The sequence below is a fragment of the Streptomyces purpurascens genome, from assembly GCF_045040895.1.
Taxonomy (GTDB): Bacteria; Actinomycetota; Actinomycetes; order Streptomycetales; family Streptomycetaceae; genus Streptomyces; species Streptomyces purpurascens.
Genome location: NZ_CP108341.1, coordinates 5,822,376 through 5,838,085, shown reverse-complemented (window position 1 = coordinate 5,838,085; position 15,710 = coordinate 5,822,376). Strand labels below are relative to the sequence as shown.

Genomic DNA, 15,710 nt, shown 5'->3' with positions numbered 1-15,710 from the left:
AGCGGTCTCACAGGGTGATGCGCAGGGGAACTCACAGGGGCTGCTCGGTCAGGCCTGCTTCGACGCCAGCTCGATCAGGGTGATGTCCGACGGTGCGCCGACCCGGGTGGGCGGGCCCCAGGCGCCCGCGCCGCGCGAGACGTAGAGCTGGGTGTCGCCGTAGCGCTCCAGGCCCGCGAGGGTCGGGTTGGCGGCGGAGGCGATGAGGTTGCCGGGCCAGAGCTGGCCGCCGTGGGTGTGGCCGGAGAGCTGGAGGTCCACGCCGTGCTCGACCGCGTCGTCGATCTGGACGGGCTGGTGGGCGAGCAGGACGCACGCGCGGGCGGTGTCCCGGTCGCCGAGTGCCCGGGCGAAGTCGGGGCCCTGGCCCTCGTCCTCGCCCGCGATGTCGTTGACTCCGGCCAGGTCGAAGTACGGGAGTTCCCTGCGAGCGTTCTCCAGGGGGTCGAGGCCCAGGCGCCGGACTTCCTCGACCCACTGTTCGGCGCCCGAGAAGTACTCGTGGTTGCCGGTGACGAAGTAGGACCCGTGACGGGCCCTCAGCTGGGCCAGCGGGGCCGCGGCGGGGCCGAGGTCCTTGACGCTGCCATCGACCAGGTCGCCGACGACCGCGATCAGGTCGGGCTGGGTCGCGTTGATCGTGTCGACGACCGTCTGCGCGAAGCCGCGGCCCAGGACCGGGCCGAGGTGGATGTCGCTGACCACCGCGATCCGGAAGCCGTGCGCCGCGCGCGGCAGCTTGGCCAGCGGCACGGTGACCCGCTTCACCTTCGGCCCCCGCAGCACGCCGTACGTGCCGTACCCCACGGTCCCGACAGCGGCGGCCGCGGCGGCCCCGGCGACGACCCGCGAGACGAAGAGGCGGCGGGAGGGGCCGGTGGGGGTGGGGGGTGTGGTGCCGGTGGTGGGGGCGAGCGGCTGCGGGGTGGCCTCCGGGGCGTCGGGGGTGGGGTCCGTCCGAGGGTGGGGCCGGGTGGCGGAGGCGGTCGCTCCGCCTCGAGGGCCGGCCTGTGCGGCGGCAGCCGCCGGGGAAGCCGTTGCGGCACCGGGCGCGGCGACGACGCCGGCCTGCGGGTCGACCACCGTCCCGGCGTCAGCCGCTCCGCCGGGCACCCCGGCACCGCCGCCCACCTGCGGGCCGGCGGCCGTCGCGGAAGCCGGCGCCGAGGCGGAGGCGACCGCTCCGCCTCGGGGGTCTGCCTGCGCGGCGGCAGCCGCCGCTGCACCCGGCGCTGCGGCGCCGACACCGGCCTTCGGATCGGCCGCTGTCCCGGCAGCACCCGCTCCGCCCGGTGCGGCAGGGGCGTTCGGGCCCTCGTCGGTGTCCAGGGTCGCCGTGGCGTGTGCCTGGTCCGCAGTAGACGCCGTCGGCGCCGTTCCGGTCTCGGCCCTCGTTCTGTCCCGGCGTTCCAGGAACCGCCGCAGCAGGGGGCGTACGACCTCGCCCGCCACCACCGCCAGCAGCAGGTATATCGACAGGGCCAGCCACAGGAAGCCCGGCCAGGCGAGGGTCTGCTGGAGCCAGAAGGGGGCGCCGGAGCGTTCGGCGACCAGGGCCGCGATCGCCAGGGCCCAGCCCCCGGCGATCAGGACCGCGCCCGCGCGGCGGGTGAGGCCCGGGCCGCGGGTCGTGTCGCGGAACAGGCGGCGCCACACGTACCAGTTGGCCGTCACGATGACGGCCAGGACCAGCAGTGCGACGAGTACGAAGACGATGGCCACGGTGTCGTGTCTCCCGATTGCTGTTATGACGTCCGGCGCAGTGCGCGCAGACCACGCAACCCGATGGCCCCGACGACCGTCCCCAATACGAAGGACACGACGGCGAGCAACAGGTGCACCCAGAAGTACGCCGTGGGATGACCGCCGTCGAAGGCGAGCCCGCTGCCGTCCTTGACAAGGTTTTTGACGAAAGTGATCCAGATGACCCAGCTCCACACCCCGAAGGCGAGCAGGAACCAGGAGACGGGGCGGCTGAGCTTCATGAGTCCAGTATCGCCAGAGCGTGTCCTGTTCCGTTCCCGGGGTGGGGGTGGAAGCGGGACTTCCCTGCGTACGGCATGTACGTTTCCGACCGTGCCCGCACCGAAGAAGACCGCCAGGCGATCCCTGCTGGTCACCGCCGCCGCCCTGTCGTCCCTCGCCCTGGCCGCGCCCGCCGCCGTCGCCGCCCCGAAGCCCTCGGGCAGTCCGTCGGCGAGCCCCTCGGCCACTCCCCCGGCATCGATGTCGACCCTGGGCGGCGCCCGGCTCGGGCGGCCGGGGACGCAGGTGAACCTGGCGAGCGGTGTGCCGGTGCTGCCGAAGGACCTGAGCGCCCGCTCCTGGATCGTCTCCGACGCCGAGACCGGTGACGTGCTCGCCGCGCACAACGCGCACTGGCGGCTGGCCCCGGCGAGCACGCTGAAGATGCTGTTCGCGGACACGCTGCTGCCGAAGTTCCCGAGCACGGCCGAGCACAAGGTCGTGCCCTCCGACCTGGCGGGTATCGGCGCGGGGTCCAGCATGGTCGGGATAAAGGAGGAGGAGACGTACACCGTCCACGACCTGTGGCTCGGCGTCTTCCTGCAGTCCGGCAACGACGCGGTGCATGTCCTGTCCGCGATGAACAAGGGCGTCGAGAACACCGTCAAGGAGATGAACGCGCACGCCGAGGAGCTCCAGGCCCTCGACACGCACGTCGTCAGCCCGGACGGCTACGACGCCGAGGGACAGGTCTCGTCGGCGTACGACCTGACGCTGATCGCCCGCTCGGGGCTCCAGAAGAAGGACTTCCGGGAGTACAGCTCGACGGTCAGCGCGAAGTTCCCCGGCGAGACGAAGAAGGACAAGAAGGGGAAGTCTGTCCGCAAGTCCTTCGAGATCCGCAACACCAACCGGCTGCTGAGCGGTGACTCGGACGTGCCCGTCTACCAGGGCATCGCGGGCGTGAAGAACGGCAACACCACCAACGCGGGTGCCACGTTCACCGGCGTCGCCGAGCGGAACGGCAAGGTGCTGCTGGTCACGGTGATGAACCCGGAGAAGGACGAGCACAACGAGGTCTACAAGGAGACCGCCCGGCTGTTCGACTGGGGGTTCAAGGCGGCCGGGAAGGTGCAGCCGGTCGGTGAGCTGGTGCCGCCGAAGAGCGCCGCGCAGGGCAGTGACCGGCCCGGCGCCAACCCCTCCGGCGAGGCCGGTGGCTCCGGCGACGGCGGCAAGGCCGGAACCGGTTCGAAGCCGGTGGCCAGCGCCTCGGCCGCGGACGGCTCCAGCGGCATCGGAACCGCGCTCGGCATCACCGGTGGGGTGCTGGTGCTCCTCGCGGCCGGCGCCTTCCTGGTCAACCGCCGCTGGCCGCTGCCGGACCTGGTACGCCGCCGGGCCCGTTCGAGCGACGACAGCTGACGCCGGAGCAGGCACCACGCTCGGGCATCACCGGGGAGGCGCTGAACCGCTCGCGGGCGACGCCTCCCCGATCACCCGCCGCCCGCCCTCGACGGATCCGACGCACCGTCTGACGCGCCCGGGCGACCACAGCTGGCGCCCAGCAGCCGGCACCCGCTCGGGCATCACCGGAGGCTGCTCGCGGGGCGATGCCTTCCAGGTCACCCGCCGCCCGCCACCGCCGGATCCGACGCACCGTCTGACGCACCCGGGGGGCGAGGGCCGGTGTCCGGGAGTTCGTCCTCCTTGCTCTGTGTCGCCGTCCAGGCCGCGCAGAACAGCACCAGCTTCGAGGTGAAGTTGATCCACAGCAGCAGGGCCACGGGCACGCCGAACGCGCCGTACATGCTCTTCGCGGCCACGCCCTGGAGGTAGCCGCTGAGCAGCAGTTTCAGCAGTTCGAAGCCGACCGCGCCGGTCAGCGCGGCGACGACCAGGCGGTGGCGCGTCGGCTCCACGCCGGGCAGCAGCGTCAGGACGTAGAGCAGGAGCAGGAAGTCGGCGAGGACGGCGACCAGGAACGCGGCGATCCGCAACAGGACCCCGCCCCAGCCGCCCTCGTCGATGCCCAGCTGCCGGGTGATCCAGCCGACCATCGCGGAGGCGACCGCGGAGGCGGCGAGGGTGACGAGGATCGCGCCGCCGAGGCCGACCAGGACGCCCGCGTCCTTGACCTTGCGCAGGACCGGGTTCTCCTCCTCCTCGGGCAGCTCCCACACCGCGCGCAGGCACTCGCGCATGGAGCCGGCCCAGCTGATGCCGGTGAAGAACAGCAGCGCGCCCGCGATGAGGCCGATGGTGCCGGCGTTGTCCACCAGCCCTGAGATGTTCAGCTGGTCGGAGATGCCGGGCACCTGCTCGGCGATCTTGTCCTGCAGCTTGTCCTGCTGGTCCGTGCTGAGCGTGGCGGCGGCGATCGCGGCGGCCACGGTCAGCAGCGGGAACAGCGCGACGAAGCTGATGAAGGTCATCGCGGCGGCCAGCCGCGTCCACGCCACGCGGTCCAGCCGCTCGTACGACCGCCACGCGTGCGTGATCATCAGCCGTGTCACCCACGGCCCGACGACCGGGAGCTTTTTCAGCCAGTCCATGATCCGCTTCTGCCCTCCGCCCGGAACACCCATGTACGGGTACCCCAGAACCGCAGAATCGTGGCCAGGGCCATGCCGACGACCGCCCCGGAGACCGTGTCCGCGCGCTGGGAGGTGAGCCCGAGGCCGTAGTGGCTGACGGCGAGGCACAGCAGCTGGACGGCGGCGCCGGCGAGGTTCACCGCGCAGAAGACGGCGTACGGCCGCCAGCCCCGCCCCCGCGTGGTCCGGTAGGTGCCGAGGGCGTTGCCCGCGTAGGCCACCGAGCAGGCGGCCACGAAGGACAGGGCCTTGGCGGTGAGCGGGCCGAGTCCGGCGGGGCCGCGCAGGCAGGTGAACAGGGCCAGGTCGACGGCGTAGGCGAGGAGACCGACGGCGGCGAAGCCGGCCAGTTCCCGGCGCCACGGGAGAGCCGGTCGGTTCTGCCACGCGCGCGTGGTCACCAATTGGCCACCGCCAGGCCGTACATCGCCATCCACACCAGGCCGATGAGGGCCAGCGCCCGGTCGCGCAGGACGACGTCCTCGGGTTCGCCGGCCGTGCCCCGGTCGGCGAAGACGGCGTACCTCAGGATGGCGAGGATGAAGGCGACCATGGACAGCTGCCGCCAGGGCAGCACGCTGGTGTGCGGGACGCCGCCCTCCTCCATGGCCCACAGGCAGTAGCCGAGGACGGCGACCCCGGCCGCGAGCTGCCAGACGAAGCGGAGGTAGTCGCTGGTGTACTCGGTGAGCAACGCGCGCGTGGCGCCCGCCTTCCCGGCCATCTGCACGGCCTCGGAGTACCGCTTGGCCGACACCATGAACAGCGCGCCGAAGCCGGTGGTGATCAGGAACCAGCGCGACAGCGGGATGCCGAGGGCGAGTCCGCCGATCATCGCCCGCATCAGGAAGCCGGTCGTGACGACGGCGAGGTCGACGACGAGGACGTGCTTGAGGCTGATGCAGTAGGCCAGTTGCATGCCGAGGTAGGCGGCCAGCAGGGCGGCGACGGCCGGGGAGCACAGCCGGGCCGCGGCGACGGGCGCGAGGACGGCGAGGACGCCGCCGACGGCGTAGGCGACGGGCACCGGGACCTGCCCGGCGGCGACCGGGCGGTGCCGCTTGGTCGGGTGGGCCCGGTCGGCTTCGGCGTCGCGGGCGTCGTTGACGAGGTAGACGGCGGCGGCGCAGGCGGTGAAGAGGACGAAGACCAGGGCGAGTTGCGTCAGGGCGTGCCGGGAGAAGAGCTCGCCCGCGGCCGCGGGGGCGGCGACCACGAGGATGTTCTTGATCCACTGCCGGGGACGCGCGGTCCTGAGGAGACCGGCCAGGAGACTGCCCTTGCGGGGTGGCGCGGGCGGCTCCCCGCCCGCGCGCTGCCGCAGGACGGCCGTCTCAGTCATGGCGGGCGCCTCCCTTCACCCAGCGGGCGCCGAGCCGGGCCGTGAGCGCGCCGAGGACGGCACCGGCCGCGACGTCCGAGGGGTAGTGGACGCCGGCCACCAGCCGTGAGACGCACACGGCGGCGGCGAGGGGCGGGACCGCGCGCGCTCCCAGGGCGCCGAAGGCGACGGCGGCGGCCGCGGCGGAGGCGGCGTGCGAGCTGGGGAAGGAGTGCCGGCCGACGGTGCGCACCAGGGGCTCGACATGGGCCGGGCGCGGTCGGCGCACGACTCGTTTCACGCCCATGCTGACGAGATGGGCCCCGGCGGTCAGCGCCGTGCCGCGCAGCCAGGCGCCGCGCCGCCCGCCGTCCACGGCGGCTCCGGCGAGCCCCGCCGCCAGCCACAGCGCCGCGTGCTCGCCGGCCCAGGACAGGGCACGCGCGGCTCCGGCCACGCGTGGGTCGGTGCCGCACGCCCTGAGCGCCGAAACGATCCGGTGGTCCATGTCGTGGAGATCGTCGAGGTCGTCCATGTGGACTCACTGTTCACGCCCGTGTGGCCCGAACTCCGGCAATATTGAGCGACATCCCATTAATCACCCATTTCGGGGAGGGATGCCATGTTCGCTAACTAATCACTCACAAGAGGGCGATACGGTCACGGACATGTCTGCCGACACCGATTCCGCCCCGGACGTCATGGGCCCGGACCACACCACCGTCACCGGCTGGGGCCGCACCGCTCCCACCGCGGGCTGGCTGATCCGTCCGAGGACGTACGAGGAGGCCGCGGCGGCCGTCCGGGAGTGCGGGGCGCGCGGCGGGATCCCCCGGGGCCTGGGACGGGCGTACGGGGACGCGGCGCAGAACGCGGGCGGGTCCGTGCTCGACATGACGGGCCTGGACCGCGTCCACGCGATCGACGCCGCCGGCGGGACCGTGCTGTGCGACGCGGGCGTCTCCCTGCACCGGCTGATGCAGGTGCTGCTGCCGCTCGGCTGGTTCGTGCCGGTCACCCCCGGCACGCGCTACGTCACCGTCGGCGGGGCGATCGGCGCCGACATCCACGGCAAGAACCACCATGTCTCGGGCTCGTTCTCGCGGCATGTCCTGTCCTTCGAACTGCTCACCGCCGACGGCGAGATCCGCACGGTGATCCCCGGCACGCCCCTGTTCGACGCCACTGCGGGCGGCATGGGGCTGACCGGCGTGATCCTCACCGCGACGATCCGCCTCCAGCCGGTCGAGACCTCGCTGATGTCGGTCGACACGGAACGGGCGGCGGACCTCGACGACCTGATGGCCCGGCTGGCGGCCACCGACCACCGCTACCGCTACTCGGTCGCCTGGATCGACCTGCTGGCCCGCGGCGCCGCCACCGGCCGGGCGGTCCTCACCCGCGGCGACCACGCGCCCCTGGACGCCCTGCCCGCCCGCCTGCGCTCGGACCCGCTCGCCTTCCGCACCCCCCGGCTCCCGGCTGCCCCCGCCATCCTCCCCGAGGGCCTGCTCGGCCGGACGACGGTGGGCCTCTTCAACGAGCTCTGGTACCGCAAGGCCCCCCGCGCGCGGATCGGCCAACTCCAGCGCATCTCCGCTTTCTTCCACCCCCTGGACGGCGTGCCCCACTGGAACCGGGTCTACGGCCGCGGCGGCTTCGTGCAGTACCAGTTCGTCGTCGGCCACGGCCGGGAGGACGCGCTGCGCCGCGTCGTCCGCCGCATCTCGGAGCGCCGCTGCCCGTCCTTCCTGGCCGTCCTCAAGCGCTTCGGGGAGTCCGACCCTGGCTGGCTGTCGTTCCCCGTGCCGGGCTGGACGCTGGCGCTGGACATCCCGGCGGGGCTGCCCGGCCTCGGGGCCTTCCTCGACGAACTCGACGAGGAGGTCGCCGACGCGGGCGGGCGCGTCTACCTCGCCAAGGACGCCCGGCTGCGTCCGGAGCTGCTCGCGGCCATGTACCCGCGCCTGGACGACTTCCGCGCGCTGCGCGCCGAACTGGACCCGCACGGGGTGTTCGTGTCCGACCTGGCCCGCCGCCTCCACCTCTAAGCCCCCTCGGTACTAGGAGCTGTCATGAAGGACGCCTTCGGCCTCCCGCAGTCCCTGCTCGTCCTCGGCGGTACGTCGGAGATCGCGCTGGCGACCGCCCGCCGGCTGGTCGCCCGCCGCACCCGCACGGTCTGGCTGGCGGGCCGCCCCTCGGCCGCCCTGGAGGAGGCCGCCGGGCGGCTGCGCGGGCTCGGGGCCGATGTGCACACCATCGCGTTCGACGCGCTCGACCCCACCTCCCACGAGGCCGTGCTCGGCAAGGTCTTCGCCGAGGGCGACATCGACATGGTGCTGCTCGCCTTCGGCCTGCTCGGCGACCAGGCCCGTGACGAGCGGGAGCCGGAGGCGGCGGTGCGGGTCGCGCAGACCAACTACACCGGCGCGGTCTCGGCGAGCCTGGTGTGCGCCCGTGCGCTCCAGGCGCAGGGGCACGGCTCCCTGGTCGTCATGTCCTCCGTCGCGGGCGAGCGGGCCCGCCGCGCGAACTTCATCTACGGCTCCAGCAAGGCCGGCCTCGACGCCTTCGCGCAGGGCCTGGGCGACGCGCTGCACGGCACGGGCGTGCACGTCATGGTCGTACGCCCCGGCTTCGTCCGCACGCGGATGACCGCCGGCCTGCCCGAGGCCCCCCTCGCGACCACGCCCGAGGCGGTCGCGACGGCCGTGGAGCTGGGTCTGCGCCGCCGCTCGGAGACGGTGTGGGTACCGGGCGCCCTGCGCGTGGTGATGGCGGCACTGCGCCACCTGCCACGCGGGGTGTTCCGGCGGCTGCCGATCTGAGACCGCCCTCGGGGCGCGGGGCTGTATCGATGTCCGCCCTCGGGGCGCGGGGCTGTATCGATGTCCGCCCTCAGGGCGCGGGGCTGTATCGATGTCCGCCCTCAGGGCGCGGGGCTGTATCGATGTGCGGCTACCGCCGCGTGGGCGCGCCAAGCCACAGACGCCCCGCGGCCGCCGTCCCGGGGGCAAGCGCCGCTTCAGCGCGGGGGCGACGCGGGGCACTTGAGCGCGAGGTGACGCGGGCCGCTTCCGCGCCCGAGCAGCGCCCGTCGCTTCAGCGCGTCGGGACCGAGCCGCGTTCCGCGGGGCCTACCTGGGGTGGTACGACCGCGCCGCCGAAGGGGAAGTCGCGGAGCTTGCGCCAGACGCCGTCGGAGCCCTGTTCGTAGAGGGCGAAGCCGGTGCAGGGCCACTCGGCCTCGTAGCCGGCGAGTTCCTCGAAGGCGCGGTCCATCGCCGCCTCGTCGATGCCGTGCGCCACCGTGACGTGCGGGTGGTACGGGAACTGCAGTTCGCGCGGGACCGGCCCGGCGGGGTCGCGGACCTGCTGCTGGAGCCCCGTGCAGGCCTCCGCTCCCGAGGCGACCTGGACGAACACGACCGGCGACACGGGCCGGAACGTGCCCGTGCCGGACAGCCGCATGGGGAACGGCCGGCCGGCCGCTGCGACCTCGGTCAGATGCGCCTCGACGGCCGGCAGCGCGGCCTCGTCGATCTCCGTCGGCGGCAGCAGGGTGACGTGTGTGGGGATGCCGTGAGCCGAGGCGTCGCCGAAGCCCGCGCGCAGCTGCTGGAGCTCGCTGCCGTGAGGCTCCGGGACCGCGATCGAGACACCGATCGTTACGGTCCCCACGTCGTCTCCTGTCGTTCAGTTGGCGGGTCGCTGATACGACCACCCGGTTATCGACTGTACGGCCACCGCCGGGTTACGGGCAGGCGCAACCGGAGTGATGTACAGCGCTGTCCGGTGGTACGGCTGTGCGCGGGGGCGGGTTCAGTGCTTGGCGGGCAGGAAACCGACCCGGTCGTACGTCTGGGAAAGGGTTTCCGCGGCGACCGCGCGTGCCTTCTCGGCGCCCTTGGCGAGGATCGAGTCGAGCGTCTCGGGGTCGTCCAGGTACTGCTGGGTGCGCTCCCGGAACGGCGTCACGAAATCGACCATGACCTCCGCGAGGTCCGTCTTGAGCGCGCCGTAGCCCTTGCCCTCGTACTTCGCCTCCAGCTCGGCGATGCCCGCCCCGGTGAGGGTCGAGTAGATGCCGAGGAGGTTGCTGATGCCGGGCTTCTCGGCCGCGTCGTAGCGGATGACGGTGTCGGTGTCCGTGACCGCGCTCTTGACCTTCTTCGCGGTGGCCTTCGGCTCGTCGAGGAGGTTGATGAGCCCCTTCGGCGTGGACGCCGACTTGCTCATCTTGATCGTCGGGTCCTGAAGGTCGTAGATCTTCGCCGTCTCCTTGAGGATGTACGGCTTCGGCACGGTGAAGGTCGGGCCGAAACGGCCGTTGAAGCGCTCGGCGAGGTCGCGGGTGAGCTCGATGTGCTGGCGCTGGTCCTCGCCGACCGGGACCTCGTGGGCCTGGTAGAGCAGGATGTCCGCGACCTGGAGGATCGGGTACGTGAACAGGCCGACGGACGCGCGCTCGGCGCCCTGCTTGGCGGACTTGTCCTTGAACTGGGTCATCCGGCCGGCCTCGCCGAAGCCGGTGAGGCAGTTCATGATCCAGGCGAGCTGGGCGTGCTCGGGGACGTGGCTCTGGACGAAGAGCGTGCAGCGCTCCGGGTCGAGACCGGCCGCGAGGAGCTGGGCGGCGGCCAGGCGGGTGTTCGCGCGCAGGTCCTTCGGGTCCTGCGGGATGGTGATCGCGTGCAGGTCGACGACCATGTAGAACGCGTCGTGGGTCTCCTGGAGGGCTACCCACTGGCGGACGGCGCCGAGGTAGTTGCCGAGGTGGAACGAGCCGGCGGTGGGCTGGATACCGGAGAGCACGCGGGGACGGTCAGAGGCCATGTTTCTTATTGTCTCAGAGACCTCGGGGGGATCGGTTCGCGGGGAACTGCGGGCCGGTGGGGCCCGTTCGCGCAGTTCCCCGCGCCCCTGAGGACGCTGCCCCTGACGGCATCGTCAGCCGAGGTCGATCTCCGGGTACAGGGGGAAGCCCGCGACCAGGTCCGTCGCCCTGTGGCTGATCTCGTCGGCGATCTTCGCGTCCAGGACGTGGGACGCCTTGGAGGGGGCGCCCGACTTGGTCGTGCCCGCCTCCGTCGAGGTGAGGACGCGGTCGATGAGGCCGGCGACCTCGTCCATCTCGGCCGTGCCCAGGCCGCGGGTGGTCAGGGCCGGGGTGCCGATGCGGATGCCGGAGGTGTACCAGGCGCCGTTCGGGTCGGCGGGGATCGCGTTGCGGTTGGTGACGATGCCCGACTCGAGCAGGGCGGCCTCGGCCTGGCGGCCGGTGAGGCCGTAGGAGGAGGCGACGTCGATCAGGTTGAGGTGGTTGTCCGTGCCGCCCGTCACCAGCGTCGCGCCGCGGCGCATCAGGCCCTCGGCGAGGGCGCGGGAGTTGTCGACGATGCGCTGGGCGTAGTCACGGAAGGACTCCTGGCGGGCCTCCGCGAGGGCGACCGCCTTGGCGGCCATCACGTGCGGGAGCGGGCCGCCGAGGACCATCGGGCAGCCGCGGTCGACCTGGTCCTTCAGGGAGTCGTCGCACAGGACCATGCCGCCGCGGGGGCCGCGCAGCGACTTGTGGGTGGTCGTCGTCACGATCTGGGCGTGCGGGACCGGGTCGAAGTCGCCGGTCAGGACCTTGCCCGCGACCAGGCCGGCGAAGTGCGCCATGTCGACCATCAGCGTGGCGCCGACCTCGTCGGCGATCTCGCGCATGATCCGGAAGTTCACCAGGCGGGGGTAGGCCGAGTAGCCCGCGACGATGATCAGCGGCTTGAACTCGCGGGCCTGGGCACGCAGGGCCTCGTAGTCGATCAGGCCGGTGGCCGGGTCGGTGCCGTAGGAGCGCTGGTCGAACATCTTGCCGGAGATGTTCGGGCGGAAGCCGTGGGTGAGGTGGCCGCCGGCGTCCAGGGACATGCCCAGCATGCGCTGGTTGCCGAAGGCCTGGCGCAGCTCGGACCAGTCGGCGTCCGTGAGGTCGTTGATCTGGCGTACGCCGGTCTTCTCCAGGAAGGGCACCTCGACGCGGGCGCCGAGGACGGCCCAGAAGGCGACGAGGTTGGCGTCGATGCCGGAGTGCGGCTGGACGTAGGCGTGGCGGGCGCCGAAGAGCTCCTTGGCGTGCTCGGCGGCCAGGGACTCGACGGTGTCGACGTTGCGGCAGCCGGCGTAGAAGCGGCGGCCGATGGTGCCCTCGGCGTACTTGTCGCTGAACCAGTTGCCCATCGTCAGGAGGGTGGCCGGGGAGGCGTAGTTCTCCGAGGCGATCAGCTTGAGCATCTCGCGCTGGTCGGCGACCTCCTGGCCGATGGCGTCCGCTACGCGGGGCTCCACGGCGCGGATCACGTCCAGCGCGGCGCGGTAGGCGGTGGAAGCGGTGGAGAGGGGCTCGGGCATGGGGGACCTCCGGACGTTGCGTTCAGCGTTCACGGTACGGCCCAGGCGCACGGCTCTTGTCGTTCGGGCCGCTCCCCGATGGTCGGTCCCATCCCAGCGCGCCAGTCACGGCCCTTGGGCAGCCTACCGGACGGCGTCTGCGGGTCTCGTTGTGGCTGGTCGCGCAGTTCCCCGCGCCCCTCAAGTCGCTAAAGGATCACGTGGGGCAAGAAGCGGGCGTATTCGTCTGTGATCAAGCCCGACGACTCTCTGATGCCCAGGCCCGCCGACTCGTTCTCCACCACCCACGCGCCCAGGACCACGCGGTTGCCGTCGAAGTCGGGCAGGGGGGCGAGCTGCTGGTAGACGCAGGGTTCGTCCCGGACGAAGGGGTCGGTGCCGGGGTCGTGGACCGTGACGCCCGCGCCCTCTCGGCCGAGGAGGGGCTTGGCCACCCAGCCCTTGGTGGACGACAGGTCGCGAGGGCCGTCCAGGTACGCGGGGAGGAGGTTCGGGTGGCCGGGGTACAGCTCCCAGAGGATCGCGAGCAGGGCCTTGTTGCTGAGGAGCATCTTCCAGGCCGGTTCGATCCACAGCGTGGAGCCCGTGCCGCCGCCGTTGTCGAGGGTGTCCAGGACGTGGCCGGCGAAGCGGTCGGTGGTGAGCCACTCCCAGGGATAGAGCTTGAAGGCGCTGCGGATGAAGCGGAGGCGCTGGTCGACGAAGCGGCCGGAGAGTCGGTCCCAGCCGATCTCCTCCATGGAGATCCAGTCGGTTTCCAGGCCCGCCTGCTCGGCCGTCTCCTTGAGGTAGGCGACCGTCATCAGGTCCTCGCCGAGTTCGTCGGCGGAGGAGTACGCGAAGTACAGGGGGCTGCCCGGCGGGAGGAGGGCGGCCTGCTTCTTCCAGGCGTCGATCAGGCGTTCGTGGAGGGAGTTCCACTGGTCGGCGCCGGGGAAGCGCTCCTCCATCCAGAACCACTGGGGGGAGGCGGCCTCGACCAGTGAGGTGGGGGTGTCGGCGTTGTACTCCAGGAGCTTGGCCGGGCCGGTTCCGTCGTAGCGGAGGTCGAAACGGCCGTAGAGGGAGGGGAGTTCGGCGCGGCGGTGCCAGGACTCGGCGACCGCCCGGGCCACGCGGGGGTCGGTGATGCCCAGGTCCGCGAAACGGTCCTCGGCGACGATGTGGCGGGCCGCCTCCAGGCACATGCGGTGGAGTTCCTCGACGACCTCTTCCAGCGCCTCGATCTCCGCCAGGGTGAAGACGTAGTACGCGCTCTCGTCCCAGTAGGGGCGCAGGGAGTCGTCGGGGTAGCGGGTGAGGGGGTAGATCAGGCCCTGTTCCTCGACGGTCTGCTGCCAGCCGGGGCGGGGCTCCATGGTGCGGCGTTCCATCTGCCCGGGCCCGTTCAGCCGCCGCCGCTGCCGGAGCCCGAGCAGCCGAAGCCGCCCCGGTCGACGGCCTCACTGCGGCTGAAGGTGCCGTCGTCGGCGTAGCCGCCGCTGACGTCGGCGTCGTAGTACCAGTCGGCGTTCGTGGTCTTGGTCTTGCCGGTCTTCTTGCGGCCCTTGCCGTAGGAGGAGCCGGACGAGGAGCCGGAGTTGCAGTTCTTGTCGGCGACGATCTTGTAGCCGTTGATGTAGTCGTAGCTGTCCCGGTCCACGCAGCGGCGGTCCGGGTCGGAGCCGCAGGCGGACAGGGCCGCCGCGAGGACACCCATGCCGCCCAGCACCACCGTGCTCGAGCGCAGTCGCCGCCGTGTCTCGGCCATCTTCGTCTCTCCCCGTGTTCCCCGTCGTGTACCTGCCGAGCGGTCAGCCTAGAGAGCGGTGAGAGCGGGCGTGCATGCCCCCCTGCCCGGGCCCCCTCCCCTACTGTCGTTTTGTGATCTTTGGAATGGTGTGCGCCCTTGGTGCGTCCGTCTGCTTCGGTACGGCGACGGTGTTGCAGGCGATGGCCGCGCGGTCGGCCGCGGCGACCGGCCCGGGCGGGGACGTGGCGCTGCTGTGGCGGGCGCTGCGGCAGTGGCGGTATCTGGTGGGGCTCGCGCTGGACGGGCTCGGTTTCCTGCTGCAGATCGTGGCGCTGCGGTCGGTGCCGATCTATGCCGTGGGGGCGGCGCTGGCCGCGAGCCTCGCGGTGACGGCCGTGGTCGCGGCGCGGCTGCTCGAGGTGCGGCTGAGCCGCATGGAGTGGGGGGCGGTGGGGGTGGTGTGCGCCGGGCTCGCGCTGCTGGGCCTTGCGGCCGGGGCGGAGGGCGACGAGGCCGGGCCGGCCTGGCTGAGGTGGGCGATGCTCGGTGCGGCGGGCGGGGTGCTGCTGCTCGGGGCGGTGGGCGGGCGGCTGCCGGAGCGGGGGCGGGCGCTCGCGCTCGGCCTCGGGGCCGGCTGCGGGTTCGGGGTGGTGGAGGTGGCGGTGCGGCTCATCGACGGGCTGTCGCCCGGGGAGCTCTTCACGAATCCGGCGGCTTACGCGCTGGTGCTCGGGGGCGGGGCCGCGTTCCTGCTGCTGACCTCGGCCCTGCAGCGCGGGTCGGTGACCACGGCGACGGCCGGTCTGGTGCTCGGGGAGACGGTCGCGCCCGCGCTGATCGGCGTGGTGTGGCTCGGGGACCGTACGCGGGAGGGGCTGGGCTGGCTGGCGGTGCTCGGATTCGCGGTGGCGGTGGCCGGGGCGCTGGCGCTGTCGCGGTTCGGGGAGGCGCCGGTGGAGGCCGAGGGCGATGCGGCCGGGGAGGACGCGGTCGCGCCGAAGTGAGCCGGCCTTTTCCCCAGAGAGGTGCACCTGCCGTAAAACTTCACGTTCCGGACAGCCGGAAAATTGTTTGTTGAATCTTGAACGCGCAGGAACCGCTTTCCGTATGGGACGGCGTGACCAGTAATCCCGTCACGGTCACCGTGGCCTATCGCGTGACGCCGGGCCGTGCGGCCGACTTTCACTCCTGGGGGTGGGCCATGCTGGGCGCGACCGCGCGGCAGCCGGGGTTTCTGGGGGGTGGGGTTCTTGCCGAAGGAGGGGCGGAGTGGCATGTCGTCTATCGCTTCGTCAGCGAGGGGGCGGCCCTGGCCTGGGAGCAATCGCTCTCCCGGACACAGTGGGACGCCCGGCTGGAGGGGGTCGCCCGGGAGGCGGAGCGCCGGAGAGTGCCGGGCGCCCGGGCCTGGTTCGACGCGCAGACGCTGACGCCCGCGCCACCGGCACCGCCGAAGAAATGGAAACTGTGGTTCGTGAATATGAGCGCGGTTTTCCCGCCGGTGCTCCTGTTCAATCTGACGGTGCTTCCCTATCTCGGTGATCTCAATGCACTGATACGCACGCTGTTGTTATGTCTGTGTGTGACCGCCCTTGTCACCTGGATTCTCATGCCGCGCCTCCAGCGTTTCTTCAGGAAATGGCTGTACCCGTCGCTCCAGGCGCTTCGTGGGCGGCACAAACGCCGGGCCACGTAG

Annotated in this window: 16 protein-coding genes and 1 riboswitch; of the genes, 5 read left to right on the top strand and 11 right to left on the bottom strand. The window is 72.1% G+C overall.

What is annotated here, in order from left to right; all coding sequences use genetic code 11:
* Positions 1–48: 48 nt before the first annotated feature.
* Positions 49–1,722, bottom strand: coding sequence for a metallophosphoesterase (locus OHU35_RS26730; RefSeq protein ID WP_405507171.1), 1,674 nt, complete (start codon positions 1,720–1,722; stop codon positions 49–51).
* 23 nt (positions 1,723–1,745) lie between these two features.
* Positions 1,746–1,985 (bottom strand): SCO4848 family membrane protein, encoded by a 240-nt coding sequence (locus OHU35_RS26725; RefSeq protein ID WP_189722813.1) that lies wholly within the window; start codon positions 1,983–1,985, stop codon positions 1,746–1,748.
* A gap of 91 nt (positions 1,986–2,076) precedes the next feature.
* Between OHU35_RS26725 and OHU35_RS26720 the strand changes: the two genes are divergently transcribed.
* The gene (locus tag OHU35_RS26720) at positions 2,077–3,390 is read left to right on the top strand and encodes a D-alanyl-D-alanine carboxypeptidase family protein (protein ID WP_405507168.1); all 1,314 of its coding nucleotides are present in this window, start codon (positions 2,077–2,079) and stop codon (positions 3,388–3,390) included.
* 200 nt (positions 3,391–3,590) lie between these two features.
* Here OHU35_RS26720 and OHU35_RS26715 read toward each other — a convergent pair whose 3' ends face one another.
* From OHU35_RS26715 to OHU35_RS26700, 4 genes are read right to left on the bottom strand one after another with little or no spacing between them, the layout of a single operon-like run.
* Complete coding sequence (locus tag OHU35_RS26715) at positions 3,591–4,520, bottom strand: YihY/virulence factor BrkB family protein (protein WP_189722811.1); 930 nt, start codon at positions 4,518–4,520, stop codon at positions 3,591–3,593.
* A complete protein-coding gene (locus OHU35_RS26710; protein WP_189722810.1) occupies positions 4,508–4,963 on the bottom strand; it encodes a GtrA family protein in 456 nt (151 codons plus the stop codon). Before OHU35_RS26710 ends, OHU35_RS26715 begins: the two co-directional genes overlap by 13 nt.
* Positions 4,960–5,904 (bottom strand): decaprenyl-phosphate phosphoribosyltransferase, encoded by a 945-nt coding sequence (locus tag OHU35_RS26705; protein WP_189722809.1) that lies wholly within the window; start codon positions 5,902–5,904, stop codon positions 4,960–4,962. The genes OHU35_RS26710 and OHU35_RS26705 overlap by 4 nt, the downstream gene beginning before the upstream one ends.
* Positions 5,897–6,418: a phosphatase PAP2 family protein gene (locus OHU35_RS26700; RefSeq protein WP_189722808.1), complete on the bottom strand. Its 522-nt coding sequence runs from the start codon at positions 6,416–6,418 to the stop codon at positions 5,897–5,899. Before OHU35_RS26700 ends, OHU35_RS26705 begins: the two co-directional genes overlap by 8 nt.
* Positions 6,419–6,551: 133 nt before the next feature.
* Here OHU35_RS26700 and OHU35_RS26695 point away from each other — a divergent pair, with 133 nt between their 5' ends.
* Together OHU35_RS26695 and OHU35_RS26690 are read left to right on the top strand one after the other, a co-directional pair.
* A complete protein-coding gene (locus OHU35_RS26695; protein WP_405507165.1) occupies positions 6,552–7,934 on the top strand; it encodes an FAD-binding protein in 1,383 nt (460 codons plus the stop codon).
* Positions 7,935–7,958: 24 nt separating this feature from the next.
* Positions 7,959–8,714 carry a decaprenylphospho-beta-D-erythro-pentofuranosid-2-ulose 2-reductase gene (locus OHU35_RS26690; protein WP_189722806.1) on the top strand — a complete coding sequence of 252 codons (756 nt, stop codon included), beginning with the start codon at positions 7,959–7,961 and terminating at the stop codon, positions 8,712–8,714.
* A 274-nt stretch (positions 8,715–8,988) separates the two neighbouring features.
* Here OHU35_RS26690 and OHU35_RS26685 read toward each other — a convergent pair whose 3' ends face one another.
* The 5 genes from OHU35_RS26685 to OHU35_RS26665 form a co-directional block, all read right to left on the bottom strand.
* Positions 8,989–9,567 (bottom strand): 2'-5' RNA ligase family protein, encoded by a 579-nt coding sequence (locus tag OHU35_RS26685; protein WP_189722805.1) that lies wholly within the window; start codon positions 9,565–9,567, stop codon positions 8,989–8,991.
* A gap of 141 nt (positions 9,568–9,708) precedes the next feature.
* Positions 9,709–10,722, bottom strand: coding sequence for a tryptophan--tRNA ligase (gene trpS, locus OHU35_RS26680; RefSeq protein WP_189722804.1), 1,014 nt, complete (start codon positions 10,720–10,722; stop codon positions 9,709–9,711).
* Positions 10,723–10,836: 114 nt separating this feature from the next.
* Complete coding sequence (locus OHU35_RS26675) at positions 10,837–12,315, bottom strand: glycine hydroxymethyltransferase (RefSeq protein WP_268249316.1); 1,479 nt, start codon at positions 12,313–12,315, stop codon at positions 10,837–10,839.
* Positions 12,315–12,401: riboswitch (ZMP/ZTP riboswitch) on the bottom strand. Its footprint overlaps the gene before it by 1 nt.
* Positions 12,402–12,470: 69 nt before the next feature.
* Positions 12,471–13,655, bottom strand: coding sequence for a glutathionylspermidine synthase family protein (locus tag OHU35_RS26670; RefSeq protein ID WP_189722802.1), 1,185 nt, complete (start codon positions 13,653–13,655; stop codon positions 12,471–12,473).
* A 14-nt stretch (positions 13,656–13,669) separates the two neighbouring features.
* Entirely contained in the window at positions 13,670–14,032 is a 363-nt protein-coding gene (locus OHU35_RS26665) for a hypothetical protein (protein WP_189722801.1), read from the bottom strand.
* A gap of 125 nt (positions 14,033–14,157) precedes the next feature.
* Here OHU35_RS26665 and OHU35_RS26660 point away from each other — a divergent pair, with 125 nt between their 5' ends.
* Together OHU35_RS26660 and OHU35_RS26655 are read left to right on the top strand one after the other, a co-directional pair.
* The gene (locus tag OHU35_RS26660; protein WP_405509333.1) at positions 14,158–15,018 is read left to right on the top strand and encodes a hypothetical protein; all 861 of its coding nucleotides are present in this window, start codon (positions 14,158–14,160) and stop codon (positions 15,016–15,018) included.
* A gap of 77 nt (positions 15,019–15,095) precedes the next feature.
* Positions 15,096–15,710 (top strand): antibiotic biosynthesis monooxygenase, encoded by a 615-nt coding sequence (locus tag OHU35_RS26655; protein ID WP_405507161.1) that lies wholly within the window; start codon positions 15,096–15,098, stop codon positions 15,708–15,710.